The sequence below is a fragment of the Phenylobacterium sp. genome, from assembly GCF_036963605.1.
Lineage (GTDB): Bacteria > Pseudomonadota > Alphaproteobacteria > Caulobacterales > Caulobacteraceae > Phenylobacterium.
Genome location: NZ_JBALUY010000088.1, coordinates 1 through 12,672 on the forward strand (window position 1 = coordinate 1; position 12,672 = coordinate 12,672).

Consider the following 12,672-nt stretch of genomic DNA (forward strand, 5'->3'; position numbering starts at 1 on the left):
TTCGACGGTGGGCGGGCGCTTCAGCCTCGACGTGATCTTCGACGCTCAAAAGCTCTGTCCGATACTGAGATAGATCTGGAAGGCGCCATCCCGCTTGTCGGCGTCGAGCGGAATGGCGATGTCGGCGCGGATGGGCCCGAAGCCGAGGTCGTAGCGGACGCCGACGCCGACGCCGACGCTCATATTCTCGCCCGTGGGGGTCATTTCATCACCCACGGAGCCGGCGTCCACAAAGGCGACGACACCCCAGCGCTCCGTCAGCTTGCGGCGGGCCTCAAGGCTGACCTCGACCAGGGACAGGCCGCCTCGCGGCGTGTTGTCTTCCAGTCGGGGCCCAACCGCCTGATAGGCGTAGCCGCGGACTGAACCGCCGCCGCCGGCGTAGAACCTGCGCGAGGCGGGAATGTCGAGGGTGGCGCCGATCAGGCTGCCGACCTTCAGCCGCCCGGCCAGGACGGTCTGGGCCTGGGAGTCCAGGGGCATATAGGCGACGCCCTGGGTGGCGATCTCCAGATAGGGCAAGGATTCATCGCCGGCGATGTAGGTCGGCTCGAGCCGCAAATCTGCCCGCCAGCCCTGGGTCGGGTCGAGAAGATCGTTGGATCGGTCCAGCGACACCGCGCCGAACACGGCTCCGATGATCAGGTCACGCCCCAAGGGCGAGAGGGTGCGCGAATCCTTCTCGTCGCTGCGGGTGAGGTCGAGGGATCCGCCGACCGTGACAAAGGAGTTGGCGCCGTAGCGCCGACGCAGATCAGCCCCCACGCCCACGCCGGTCTCTTCAAAGGCGTCTGTCTCATTGCGATAGGCGCCCGCGTTCACATGCAGGGTCTGGGCGGCCCGGCGCCAATGCGGCAGGGTCAGATCCGCCCCCAAACGGCTGTCCAGCTCCGAGACCCGCGCCACCAGCGCCAGCGTGTCGGCGCGGCCTAACATATTGTATCGCGTCCAGCGGGTGTCGACGCCGAAACCCTCGGTCGTCGAATAGCTGGCCCCGAACTCGAGCGTACGCGGCTCGCGGTCCTCCAGGCCGACCAGGACCCGGCGGCGCCCCTCCTCGTCCACATCGTCCTGCGCCGAAAGGGCTACGGTGACCGAGTTATAGACACCAGTGTCGAGGAGCCGCCGTTCGAGTTCGGCCACGTCCTCCGGATCGTAGACATCGCCGGGGGTCCAGGGCCGCAACTGGATGAGCCAGGCGGGATTGGTTCGGCCCTCGGTGTCCAGCACCAGGCCATCCAGACGGACCAGGCCGCCGGCGTCGATCCGGAAGGTCGGGCGCACCGTGTCGTCGGCATGATCGACGATCACCTCACGGGGATCGGCCGAGACGTCCGCGTAGCCGGACTCCCGCACCGCCGCGACGATCCGCCCCTCCGCGGCCACCACATCGGCCGCGCGTCCAGGCTCGCCGGGCGTAATATCCATGGCCTCGCGGCCCTTGGCCTGGGTTTCCTGGTCCGGCGCCTCGCCGGTCCAGGCCACCTGCGGGTCCGCAAACAGAAATCGGGGGCCAGGCTCCACCTCGACGATGGGACGGGGCGGCTCGCCTTCGCCCACATCGGCCTCGACGCCATAGGCGTAGTAGGCTTCGGATCTCAGGACGGCGATGGCGTCCTCAGCGGCGTCCCGGGCGCGGCGGCGCGCCTGGAACAGGCTTTCCACGGGCTGGTCGGCCTCGCCTATGGCGCGGACGATTCGCTCCCGAAGGTCGCTATTGATATCCCCGCGCACGTCAGCACGCGGCTCGGCGCGAGCCGTGCCGGCGCCGTAAACGCAGAGGGCAGCCGTGGCGACGGCTGCGAAGACACTTCGTCCCACGCAATCACCCTTCAGCCCCCGAACACCCCTGTAGCGACGCCCGCGCCCTGTGTCACCCCGCCGGGGCCGCCTCTTTTTTCATCGTCGGATGCTGTGTTTTACAGCGCCCACAATAGCGCACGACGTTACGCGCCACAGTCACTAGGCTGTCGTCCCGGCTTGCGGTTTCGAGGACGGGAGCGTGGTGGAGTAGGGCGTGGCGACAGCGCAGAGATCCGAAGAGATCGACCGGGCGATGGCCCAGGCGGCGGCGGCCAATCCGCCCTATGACGAGATGCACGCCCCAGATGGGTCGGTCCGGCCCCATTTCGCCGCCCTGGCCCGACGGCTGGCGGATCTGGATCCCGGCGAGCTGGATGAGCGCCAACGCACCCTTGAGCGGTTCTTCCTGCTCCAGGGCATCACCTTCACGGTCTATGGGGCCGAGAGCACCACCGAGCGGATCATTCCGACGGACCTGCTGCCCCGCATCATTCCGGCCGACGAATGGGCGAAAATCGAGAGCGGCCTGACCCAGCGGCTCCAGGCCTTGAACCTGTTCCTCGCCGACATCTATGGCGAGCGGATGATCCTCAAGGACGGGGTGGTGCCGCGGGAGCTGGTGCTCGGCGCGCCGTCCTATCGCCGGGAGATGCAGGGCCTCTATGTGCCTCACCAGGCCTACGCCAATGTCTGCGGCAGCGACCTGATCCGGCAGGAGGACGGCGCCTACGCGGTGCTGGAGGACAATCTGCGGGTGCCCTCGGGCGTCTCCTACATGCTGGCCAACCGCGAGGCCTCCAAGCGCACCTTCCCAGGCACCTTCCGGCTGGCCGGCGTGCGCCAGATCGATCGTTATCCGGACCTTCTGCTCTCGACCCTGCGCAGCATGGTGGAGTGGCGGCCCAATCCCCAGGTCGTGGTGCTGACGCCCGGCGTCTACAACTCGGCCTATTACGAACATGCCTATCTGGCCCGCCTCATGGGGGTGCCCCTGGTCGAGGGGCGCGACCTCGTGGTCCACGACAACATGGTCTATATGCGGACCACCACCGGCCTGCGGCGCATCGACGTGATCTATCGCCGGGTGGATGACGACTTTGTCGACCCCCTCACCTTCCGCCGGGATTCCTCCCTGGGCGTGCCGGGCCTGTTCAACGCCTATCGGGCCGGCACGGTGGTCATGTGCAATGCGCCGGGCACAGGCGTCGCCGACGACAAGGCGGTCTACGCCTATGTGCCAGAGATCATCCGCTACTATCTGGGCGAGGAGCCGATCCTGCCCAATATCGAAACCTTCCTCTGTCGCGAGCCGTCCGAACTCAGCCACGTCCTGGCCAATCTCGATAAGCTGGTGGTCAAGGCGGTCGGCGCTTCAGGCGGCTACGGCATGCTGATCGGCCCGCACGCAACCACCGCCCAGCGCGAAGAATTCGCCGAGGCGATCAAGGCCGATCCTGCCAACTACATCGCCCAGCCGACCATCCAGCTCTCAACCGCGCCCTGCCTGATCGACGGCGAGATCGACACCCGCCACGTCGATCTGCGGCCCTTCATCCTGTCGGGCGAAAAGATCACCGTGACCCCGGGCGCCCTGACGCGGGTCGCCCTGCGCAAGGGTTCGCTGGTGGTCAATTCCAGCCAGGGCGGGGGCTCGAAGGACACCTGGGTGCTGGCCGAGTCTGGAGTCGACCCGTCATGATGCTCGCCCGGGTCGCCGACAGCCTCTACTGGATAGGCCGCTATGTGGAGCGGGCCGAGCATGTCGCCCGCCTGTCGGACATCATGCTCACCGCCACCCTCGACCGGGCCGAGACAGCCGCCCAGGTGGCGCGCATCGCCCTGTCGGCGGTGGGAGAGGCCGCGCCTGAAAAGGTCGCCAATCCCTTTGAGTCCGCGCGCGCCCTGGCCCTGGACCGGCTGGAGGGCAATTCGGTGGTCACCTCCCTGGCCCGCGCCCGGGAAAACGCCCGTCAGGTCCGCGACCAGATCACCAGCGAAACCTGGGAGCGGCTGAATTTGGTGCACCTGCGCCTGTCGGGCGCCACCGCGGCCAAGTCGTTCAACGACGGCTCCTCGGCCTTCCTGCACGACATCATCGCCGACCTGCACCTGTTCAAGGGCGCCGCCGACGCCACGATGAGCCACGGTGAGGGGTGGCGATTTCTGCTGCTCGGCGCTCATCTCGAACGCGCTCAGCTGATCGGGCGACTGCTTGAGGTCTGCTTCGGACGCGGCGTGGAGCAGCTCGACCACCCGACCCTGACCGCCGTGCTGCGCATGAGCTGCGCGCTCGAACCCTATCTGCGGGCCTATACCGCCGATGTCCGCGCGCGGCCGATCCTGGAATTCCTGCTGCTGAACGCCGAGTTCCCGCGCTCCATCCGCTTTTGCACCGACGAGATCGAGGCCCACCTCTCCATGCTCAGCCGTCACGCCGAGGCCGTGCATGTGGGGCCAGAGCGCCTGGCCGGACGGTTGAAGGCGCGGCTGCAATATGCCGACATGGGCGAGATCGAGCGCGACGGGTCGCATGTCTTCCTTGAGGGCGTGCTGGCCGAGTGCGGCGAAATCCACCGCGGGGTCTACGACGCCTTCGTGGCCTATCCCCTCGAAATGCGCCTTCCGGCCTAAGGAATCCCGTGCTTCTCGAAATCCGCCACGTCACCCAGTATCACTACGCCGCCCCGGTCCGCGAAAGCCTGATGGAGGTCTGGATGCAGCCCCAGAAGGGCGCGCGCCAACGGCTGGTGAGTTTCGACCTGGAGATCGATCCGGGCACCCAGCTGTTCTCCTACGCCGACACCTTCGGTAACGCCGTCTACCACTTCGACGTGCCCCAGCCCCATGACCGCCTGACCATCGTGGCGCGCTCGGCCGTCGAGACCCAGGCTGAAATTCCCCTGCCCGAGGCCCTCGACATGGGCGAATGGGACCGGCTGCGCAGCGATTTTGTCCAGGGCGACCAGTTCGATTTCCTGCGCGAGCATGGCTTCGCGGTTCAGACCGACCTGCTGCGCGCGTTTGCGGCCGACCACGACATCGGCCGCCTGCGCCAACGCGATCCCCTCACTGCGGTCAGCGAGCTGTCGAAGATCATCTACGAATCCTTCGCCTACGAGACCGGCGTCACCGAGGCCGACAGCCCGATCGACGAGGCCCTGCGCGAGCGCCGCGGGGTCTGCCAGGACTTCAGCCACATCATGATCGCGCTCTGCCGGGCCTGGGGCATTCCGGCCCGCTATGTCTCGGGCTACCTGTTCACCGACCGCGACAGCGGCGACCGCTCCGACCCCGACGCCACCCACGCCTGGGTTGAGGTCTTCCTGCCGAGCCTGCGCTGGGTCGGCTTTGACCCGACGAATAATGTGATGGCCGGTGAGCGCCACGTGGCCGCCGCTGTCGGTCGCGACTACAGCGACGTGCCGCCTTCGCGCGGCGTCTATAAGGGCGACGCCGAAAGCCAGCTGGCGGTGGGCGTCTCGGTGCGGCGGGCTCGGGCGGCGATCACCGAGCCGGAATTCCTGCGTATCTCGCAGCCGACCTTCAGCCGCAACGCCCGTCGGCGTCCCAACCCGGCCACCGGCATGCACGACCAGCAGCAGCAACAGCAGCAATAGGTCAAGCTCGCCCCTTCCCAAGGGCGCAGGCCTGGCCTATGGCGACGGCGTGAAGCGTTCGACGACCCGATCCGCGAGCCTCCCGCACGGCATCCTGCTGATGCTGGCGATGCTCGCCCTTGGGCTGAAGATCCTCATCCCCCCCGGCTACATGGCCGCCCCGCCCCAGGCGGACGGGCCTGGATTCAACCTGGTTCTCTGTACGGCCCAGGGCATGGTCGATCTGGGGGCGGCCTCCGACGACCAGGCGCCATCGGACGAGGATGACGGGGCGCGTCATAACCCTTGCGTCTTCGCCGAGCACGGGGTCGGCGCCACGGCGCCCGACCTTCTGACGAGCCAGCCGGTGGCGTTTCTGCCGGCCGCGCTCGCCCCCCTCGAGATTTCGACCGACCTCGCACCAGGCCGTGGCCTCGCTGCGCCACCCCCGCCCGCCAGAGGCCCCCCACACCTGCAGGCCTAAGGACCGCTCCGGTCCTGATGTGAACCCTGGGCGGGCCTGCACGGCCGCGCCCGGCCTCCTGCACCTGTGACGGCCGCCGTTCGCGCGGCCGGGGACCCTTTTTCATATGAAAACCGTATTCGGCGCCTGCGGCGCCCTCCTCGTCCTGGCCCTGCCCTGCGCGGGCCAGGCCCAAACCACCGTCGACTCCGTCATCGTCACCGGCCGGCCGGATCCCGAAGACCCCGCCGTGGTGGCCGACGCCCGCCAGCGGCTTTCCGAGACCCCCGGCGGCGTCTCGGTCGTGGCCGCGGAATCCTATGAGAATCGCTTCGCCCTGGCCCTGGACGACATGCTGCGCGACGCGCCGGGCGTGTTCGCCCAAAAGAAATGGGGCGGCGACATCCGGCTCTCCATCCGCGGCTCGGGGCTCGGCAACGCCAACCATAACCGCGGCCTGCTGCTGGCCCAGGACGGCCTGCCGCTCAACGAGGCCGATGGCTATGGGGACAGCCAGATCGCCGATCCGCTGATCACCCGCCATGTGGAGATCTATCGCGGCGGCAACGCCCTGCGGTTCGGCGGCGCAACCCTGGGCGGGGCGGTGAACATGGTGACGCCCACCGGCGAAACCGCCCCCTATGACCGGCGTCTTCGCTTGGACGGCGGGGCCTTTGGCATGCTGCGCCAGCATGTGGCCGCCGCGGGCGAAACCGGCGTCTGGGACGGCTTCGTCGCCATAACCAACCAGACGGGCCAGGGTCCACGCCCCCAGAGCCAGCAGAACCTCCAGTTCGCCAGCCTCAGTGTCGGCCGGGATCTGGGCGAGCGCGCCGAGCTTCGCCTGATCCTCAACGGCGCCGACATCAAGCAGGAGATTCCCGGCGCCCTGACCCGCGCCCAGTTCGACGCCGATCCCGATCAGGCGACGGCGGGCAACATCGCCAACGACTATGCCCGCGACGTGCGCGCCCTGCGCAGCGCCGTGACCCTGAACTGGGATATCGCCAGCGACCTCTCGCTCAGCGCCGGCCTCTATGGGATCTGGAAGAACCTCGAGCATCCCATCTTCCAGGTCATCGCCCAGGAAAGCCGCAACTATGGCGTCTTCGCCAAGCTGGACTGGGCGGGCGAGATTGCGGGCCTGCAGGCCGACGCCTATGGCGGCCTTTGGGGCCGCCATGGCGACCTGGACTCCCACTTCTACGTCAATCGCGCCGGATCGCGGGGCGACTTGCGTTCTATCTCCTACCAGAACGCCCGCGCCCTGGACCTGTTCGGCGAAGGCCGCCTGTTCCTGACCGGCCAGTTGGCTGTTGTGGCCGGAGCGACCTACGGCGTCGCCGAGCGGGACTATGACAGCCGCGCCGTGCCGGGCGTCGCCGGGACCTTCAACCTGCAGGCCTCGCGGACCTTCGACTGGGTCGCCCCGCGCATCGGCCTCCTGTGGGAGGCGCCGGATGGGGCGCAGCTGTTCGCCAACGTGACTCGCTCGGTGGAGCCGCCCAACTTCGGGTCGCTCTCCCCCAACAACGCCGGCTTCGCGCCGGTGGACGCGCAGGAGGCGCTCACCTATGAGGCCGGCGCCCGGGGCCGCCGCGGGGCCTTCACCTGGGACGTGACCCTCTATCACGCCGAGTTGGAGAAAGAGCTTCTGCAGTTCAGCGTCAGCCAGGATCGCCCGGCCACCACCTTCAACGCCGGGGAGACCTATCACCGGGGGATCGAGGCGGCGCTCGACTGGCGCTTCGCCCCGGCCTGGCGGCTGCGCCAGACCTATGCCTGGTCGGACTTCGCCTTCCGGGACGATCCGCAATATGGCGACAACCGCCTGCCGGTGGCGCCAGAACACCTCTATCGCGCCGAACTGCGCTACGAGGCGCCGCAGGGCTGGTTCGTCGCTCCCTCCGTGGAATGGACCCCGCAAGGCGCCTTCGTGGACTTCGAGAACACCACCCGTGCGCCAGCCTATGCGGTGGCCCACATCAATGCGGGCTGGACCTTCCGCCCCGGGGTCAGCGTCTTCGTCGACCTGCGCAACGTGACCGACGAGGCCTATGTCTCCAACGTCCAGCCAGTGATCGCCGCTGGCCCCGCCACGGCCGCCTACTGGCCCGGCGACCGCCGCTCGCTGTTTGCCGGCCTCGTCCTCGACTTCTGACTCGACGAGGGGCGGCCAGGCCACCGGTCGCCCCTTGCACATTCCCCACGCAGACGGAACATCACCCCATGAAACCCATCCTGCTGATCGCCCCCCTGACCCTGCTCGCCGCCTGCAGCCCGCGAACACAGGTCGAACCCGCTGTCACCCCCAGCGACGCCTGGTGCCGACCCGCCGCGGCCGGGGCGCGGGCGGTGGGCTGCTATGTGACGCTGCAATCGGCCGCCGAAGATCGGCTGGTGGGCGCCGAGAGCCCCACGGGCCAACGGGTCGAGATCCACACCATGACCATGGACGGCGGCGTCATGCGGATGCGTCAGCTGGAGGACGGCTTGCCGTTGCCGGCCGGGGAAACCACCGTGCTCAAACCCGGCGCCGACCACCTGATGCTGATCGGTCCCACCGCCGCGCTCGACGAAGGCGGCGAGGTCACCCTGACCCTGAACTTCGAGAAAGCCCCCCAGGCCATCGTGACGGCCGAAATCCGCTCAGCCCCGCACGGAATGGACCACTAATCCAAACGCCGCGTCCCTCCCAGTGGGGGACGCGGGAATTGGTAGGCCGGGTGGGGGTCGAACCCACGACCATTCGATTAAAAGTCGAATGCTCTACCACTGAGCTACCGGCCCATGACGCGGCGCGGGATGGGCGCCGGGTCGAAGGGGGCGGACCATAGGGCGCAGGTCCGACTCGGGCAAGTCGGGCTTGGACTTCCGGCAATCATTGAGGGCGCGTAGGATGGGGATATGTCTCGTACCCTTTCCCTCGTCCTCCTCGCCGCAGCAGTCCTGGCGACCGCCGGCTGCACCACGACCCGGGCGGATGGGTCGCCACGCATCCAGACCACATCCCAGGCCAACCGCGAGAGCGTGCAAGGCGCCGTCGTCTCCCCTCTGCGCGACGTCAATGTGCTGCGCACCAAGATTCCGCCGATCCTGCTGGAGGCCCAGGCCGATCCCTACCGGCGGCCCTATCCGGCGAGCTGCGAGAGCCTGATCGCTGAGATCCGGCCGTTGAGCAACGCCCTGGGCGCCGACCTCGATGAAGAGGCGGTGGACGAGGACGACCTGCTCGACCAGGGGCGCACGACCGCCCTGGGCGCCATGGCCGGCCTGGCGCAGGACGTCATCCCCTTCCGCGGCTGGGTGCGCCAGCTGAGCGGGGCCGAGCGGCACGACAAGACGGTGCAGAGCGCCATCATCGCTGGCGGGGTCCGGCGGGCCTATCTGAAAGGTCTGGGCGAAGCGCGCGGCTGCAATCCGCCGGCGACGCCCAACCATGGCCGCGAGAAGCCGCAGGTCATCCAGCAGGAGCTGCGCCCCCGCTACCCCGTGCGCTGAGCGCTGCGGAAGTCGCGACGGAAGGCCTCGAACCGCCCCTCGGCGATGGCGGCGCGCATGGCGGCCGTCAGGGCCTGGAAGTGGGCGATATTGTGCCAGGACAGCAGCACCTGGCCCAGAATCTCCTCGGCCTTCACCAGGTGGTGGAGATAGGCCTTGGAATAGTCCCGGCTGGCCGGGCAGGACGAGGCCTCGTCCAGCGGCGTGTCGTCCTCGGCGAAGCGGGCGTTCTTCAGGTTGATGGGGCCGTTCCAGGTCCAGGCCTGACCATGGCGACCCGACCGGGTCGGCAGGACGCAGTCGAACATGTCGACGCCCCGGGCCACGGCCTCCACCAGGTCGACGGGCTTGCCCACCCCCATCAGATAGCGCGGGCGGTCAGCCGGCAGCAGGCCCGGCGCATAGTCCAGCACCTCGCACATGGCCTCGTGGCCCTCGCCCACCGCCAGGCCGCCGATGGCGTAGCCGTCGAAGCCGATCTCCACCAGCCGCTCTGCGGACTCACGGCGCAGGGCCTCGATGGTCGAGCCCTGCTGGATGCCGAACAGGGCCTGGTGCTCGCGCTCGCCAAAGGCGGCCTTGCAGCGCGCGCCCCAGCGGGCCGACAGGCGCAGGGCCTCGGCCGCGCGGCTCTCTTCCGCCGGCCAGGCGACGCACTCATCCAGCTGCATGACGATGTCCGAGCCCAGCAGGTCAGCCTGGATCTCCACCGAACGTTCTGGCGAGAGGACGTGGCGCGAGCCGTCAATGTGGCTGGCGAAGGTCACCGCCTCCTCGGTCACCTTGGCGATGTTGGACAGCGACATCACCTGAAAGCCGCCGGAATCGGTGAGGATTGGCTTCCCCCAGCGCATGAAGCGATGCAGCCCGCCCAGGCGCGACACCCGCTCGGCGCCGGGGCGCAGCATCAGGTGGTAGGTGTTGCCCAGGATGATGTCGGCGCCGGTGGCGGCCACCTGGTCGACCGTCAGGGCCTTGACCGTCGCGGCCGTGCCGACGGGCATGAAGGCCGGCGTGCGGATGTCGCCGCGGGCGGTCTTCAGCACGCCGGTGCGCGCGGCGCCGTCCGTGGCGGCGATCTCGAAGGGAAAGGCGGCCATCAGTCGGCCCTCCAGAGCAGGCTGGCGTCGCCATAGGAATAGAAGCGGTAGTCATTTGTGATGGCGTGGGCGTAGGCCGCCCGCATTGTTTCCAGGCCGGAAAAGGCGCTGACCAGCATGAATAGGGTCGAGCGCGGCAGGTGGAAGTTGGTCATCAGCCCGTCGGCAGCCCGGAACCGGTAGCCCGGCGTGATGAAGATGGCCGTGTCGTCAGCGAAGGGGTGCACCACGCCGTCCTCGCCCGCCGCGCTCTCCACCAGCCGCAGGGAGGTGGTGCCGACGCAAATGATACGGCCGCCCGCGGCCCGGGCGCGGTTGAGGCGTTCGGCGGTTTCCGGGCTGACCTCGCCAAACTCGGCGTGCATGCGGTGGCCGTCGATGTCGTCGACCTTGACCGGCAGGAAGGTGCCGGCCCCCACATGCAGGGTGACGAAGCAGGTCTCGACCCCGGCCTCGCTCAGTCGCGTGAGCAACTCCGGTGTGAAGTGCAGGCCTGCTGTCGGCGCGGCCACCGAGCCGTCGGCCTGGGCGTAGATGGTCTGGTAGTCGGTCTGGTCCTGTTCGTCCTCAGGGCGCTTGGCGGCGATATAGGGCGGCAGGGGCATGGCCCCGCGCGCCTTGATGGCCTCGTCCAGAGCCGGGCCGGCAAGGTCAAAGGCCAGCAGGATCTCGCCGCCCTCGCCCTTCTCGACGACGGTGGCGTCCAGGGCGCCCAGCAGGCAGGCGCGATCTTCGGTCTCGCCGAAGCTCACCCGGTCGCCGGGCGCCAGGCGCTTGCCCGGCCGCATGAAGGCGCTCCAGCGATCGGGGGCGACCCGCTTGTGCAGGGTAGCCTCGACAGCGACGATGCTCTCGCCCCGGGTCCGCCGGCCGCTCAGCCTCGCCGGGATCACCCGGGTGTCATTAAGCACCAGGATGTCGCCCGCCCGCAGTTCGCCCGGGAGGTCATGGACCCGCAGGTCGGCCAGGGGTTGGCCTGGGATCACCCGCAGCATCCGCGCCGAATCCCTGGGCTGGGCGGGACGCAGGGCGATGGCGCTGTCGGGCAGGTCGAAGTCGAAATCGGCAGTCTTCATGTGACCTGCGTCAGGCCATGCGAGACCCCGCGCGTCAAGCGCAGGCTCATGCTAGAGCCGGTTCCATGGGCCTGATCCGAGTCGTCATCACCCGCATTCTCGAGGACATCGCCGCAACGACGGCGGTGCTGGCGGCCCTGGCCATGATGGCCGCCCAGGGCGGGCGGTTCAGCGACAATCTGGATGTCGCCACCCATTTCGCCGTGGTGTTCGTCGCCATGGCCATCCTCGCGGCCCTACTGGCCGCCCTGACTCCGCCAACGAGGCTGCGTCGTTTCACCCTGGGCATGGCGGCCCTCGCCGTCGGCCTGGCCGGCCTGCTGATCCTGCCCGAGGTGTTCCGCAAGACCGGCGCGGACTCCGAGCCTGAAACCGCGAGCGTCCACCAGATCAAGCTCATCCAGATCAACAGCTGGAGCGGCCGCAATCAGACCATGGCCGAGACCGCCGACTGGATCGTCGCCCAGGACCCCGACATCATCGTGGTCGAAGAGGCCAGCCGCAGGTTCCAGCGGGCGCTGGAATCGCGCGCCGCATACCATCGCACCTGCGATCCCGACGATCGCTGCGAAGTCATCATCTACAGCAAGGTCGCGCCGATCTCGGCGGGGCTGCCCAAGGTCAGCGAGGGATCATTTTTCCCGGCGACCCGCGCCACCTTCGCCGCCCCGGGCGGCGAATTCACGGTCATCGGCGCTCACTACACCTGGCCCGTGCCGGCCGGACCGCAGCAGCAGCAGAGCCTGCGCCTGACGACGATGGCCGGGCTCTACGACCGGGAGCGGCTGATCATTGCGGGCGATTTCAACTCGACGCCCTGGTCTTTCACCCTGCGTCGGCAGGACGAGGCCCTGGGCCTGATCCGGCGCAACCAGGCCATGCTGAGCTGGCCGGCCATGGCCTTTTCCCGCTGGGACATCCACATGCCCCTGCCCTTCCTGGCCATCGATCATGTCTATGCCGGGTCGGACTGGGTGACTCTGGACGCCGAACGGGGCCCGGCCCTGGGCTCGGACCACTTCCCGGTCATCGTCACCCTGGCTCTGCCCCAGACCGATCCCCGACTATACCTACCTTGGGTGGTTCTCGATGCTATTCGCAGCGGGCATGGGCATCGGTCTGATGTTCTATGG

The 12,672-nt window shown here is 68.5% G+C and carries 11 protein-coding genes and 1 tRNA gene; 8 read left to right on the forward strand and 4 right to left on the reverse strand.

Annotation, left to right across the window (positions count from 1 at the left end):
- Positions 1 to 45: 45 nt before the first annotated feature.
- The gene (locus V7702_RS14550; protein ID WP_335650813.1) at positions 46 to 1,821 is read right to left on the reverse strand and encodes an autotransporter assembly complex protein TamA; all 1,776 of its coding nucleotides are present in this window, start codon (positions 1,819 to 1,821) and stop codon (positions 46 to 48) included.
- Positions 1,822 to 2,056: 235 nt separating this feature from the next.
- Here V7702_RS14550 and V7702_RS14555 point away from each other — a divergent pair, with 235 nt between their 5' ends.
- From V7702_RS14555 to V7702_RS14580, 6 genes are all read left to right on the forward strand, one after another.
- Positions 2,057 to 3,502 carry a circularly permuted type 2 ATP-grasp protein gene (locus tag V7702_RS14555; protein ID WP_335650823.1) on the forward strand — a complete coding sequence of 482 codons (1,446 nt, stop codon included), beginning with the start codon at positions 2,057 to 2,059 and terminating at the stop codon, positions 3,500 to 3,502.
- Positions 3,499 to 4,434 (forward strand): alpha-E domain-containing protein, encoded by a 936-nt coding sequence (locus V7702_RS14560; RefSeq protein WP_335650814.1) that lies wholly within the window; start codon positions 3,499 to 3,501, stop codon positions 4,432 to 4,434. Before V7702_RS14555 ends, V7702_RS14560 begins: the two co-directional genes overlap by 4 nt.
- Before the next feature lie 8 nt (positions 4,435 to 4,442).
- Complete coding sequence (locus V7702_RS14565) at positions 4,443 to 5,420, forward strand: transglutaminase family protein (protein ID WP_335650815.1); 978 nt, start codon at positions 4,443 to 4,445, stop codon at positions 5,418 to 5,420.
- Between the two features lie 49 nt (positions 5,421 to 5,469).
- A complete protein-coding gene (locus V7702_RS14570) occupies positions 5,470 to 5,883 on the forward strand; it encodes a DUF2946 family protein (protein ID WP_335650816.1) in 414 nt (137 codons plus the stop codon).
- A gap of 106 nt (positions 5,884 to 5,989) precedes the next feature.
- Entirely contained in the window at positions 5,990 to 8,023 is a 2,034-nt protein-coding gene (locus V7702_RS14575; RefSeq protein WP_335650817.1) for a TonB-dependent receptor family protein, read from the forward strand.
- A 68-nt stretch (positions 8,024 to 8,091) separates the two neighbouring features.
- Positions 8,092 to 8,538 (forward strand): copper chaperone PCu(A)C, encoded by a 447-nt coding sequence (locus V7702_RS14580; protein ID WP_335650818.1) that lies wholly within the window; start codon positions 8,092 to 8,094, stop codon positions 8,536 to 8,538.
- Between the two features lie 39 nt (positions 8,539 to 8,577).
- Here the strand turns inward: V7702_RS14580 and V7702_RS14585 are convergent.
- Positions 8,578 to 8,652 (reverse strand) — tRNA-Lys (locus tag V7702_RS14585).
- A gap of 117 nt (positions 8,653 to 8,769) precedes the next feature.
- Here V7702_RS14585 and V7702_RS14590 point away from each other — a divergent pair.
- Positions 8,770 to 9,363, forward strand: a complete 594-nt coding sequence (locus V7702_RS14590; protein WP_335650819.1) for a hypothetical protein — start codon at positions 8,770 to 8,772, stop codon at positions 9,361 to 9,363.
- Here the strand turns inward: V7702_RS14590 and tgt are convergent.
- Complete coding sequence (gene tgt / locus V7702_RS14595) at positions 9,348 to 10,463, reverse strand: tRNA guanosine(34) transglycosylase Tgt (protein ID WP_335650820.1); 1,116 nt, start codon at positions 10,461 to 10,463, stop codon at positions 9,348 to 9,350. The two genes, V7702_RS14590 and tgt, sit on opposite strands and share 16 nt — an antisense overlap.
- The gene (gene queA / locus V7702_RS14600) at positions 10,463 to 11,539 is read right to left on the reverse strand and encodes a tRNA preQ1(34) S-adenosylmethionine ribosyltransferase-isomerase QueA (RefSeq protein ID WP_335650821.1); all 1,077 of its coding nucleotides are present in this window, start codon (positions 11,537 to 11,539) and stop codon (positions 10,463 to 10,465) included. Before queA ends, tgt begins: the two co-directional genes overlap by 1 nt.
- A gap of 65 nt (positions 11,540 to 11,604) precedes the next feature.
- On the opposite strand from queA, the gene V7702_RS14605 reads away from it, so the two are divergent.
- Positions 11,605 to 12,672: endonuclease/exonuclease/phosphatase family protein (locus V7702_RS14605; RefSeq protein ID WP_335650822.1), on the forward strand; the 1,068-nt coding region annotated here is incomplete at its 3' end.

Coding starts and splice junctions, on each gene's coding strand:
- V7702_RS14580 (WP_335650818.1), top strand. CDS start 8,092: ATGAAACCCATCCTGCTGATCGCCCCCCTGACCCTGCTCGCCGCCTGC.
- V7702_RS14555 (WP_335650823.1), top strand. CDS start 2,057: ATGGCCCAGGCGGCGGCGGCCAATCCGCCCTATGACGAGATGCACGCC.
- V7702_RS14590 (WP_335650819.1), top strand. CDS start 8,770: ATGTCTCGTACCCTTTCCCTCGTCCTCCTCGCCGCAGCAGTCCTGGCG.
- V7702_RS14575 (WP_335650817.1), top strand. CDS start 5,990: ATGAAAACCGTATTCGGCGCCTGCGGCGCCCTCCTCGTCCTGGCCCTG.
- queA (WP_335650821.1), bottom strand. CDS start 11,539: ATGAAGACTGCCGATTTCGACTTCGACCTGCCCGACAGCGCCATCGCC.
- V7702_RS14560 (WP_335650814.1), top strand. CDS start 3,499: ATGATGCTCGCCCGGGTCGCCGACAGCCTCTACTGGATAGGCCGCTAT.
- tgt (WP_335650820.1), bottom strand. CDS start 10,463: ATGGCCGCCTTTCCCTTCGAGATCGCCGCCACGGACGGCGCCGCGCGC.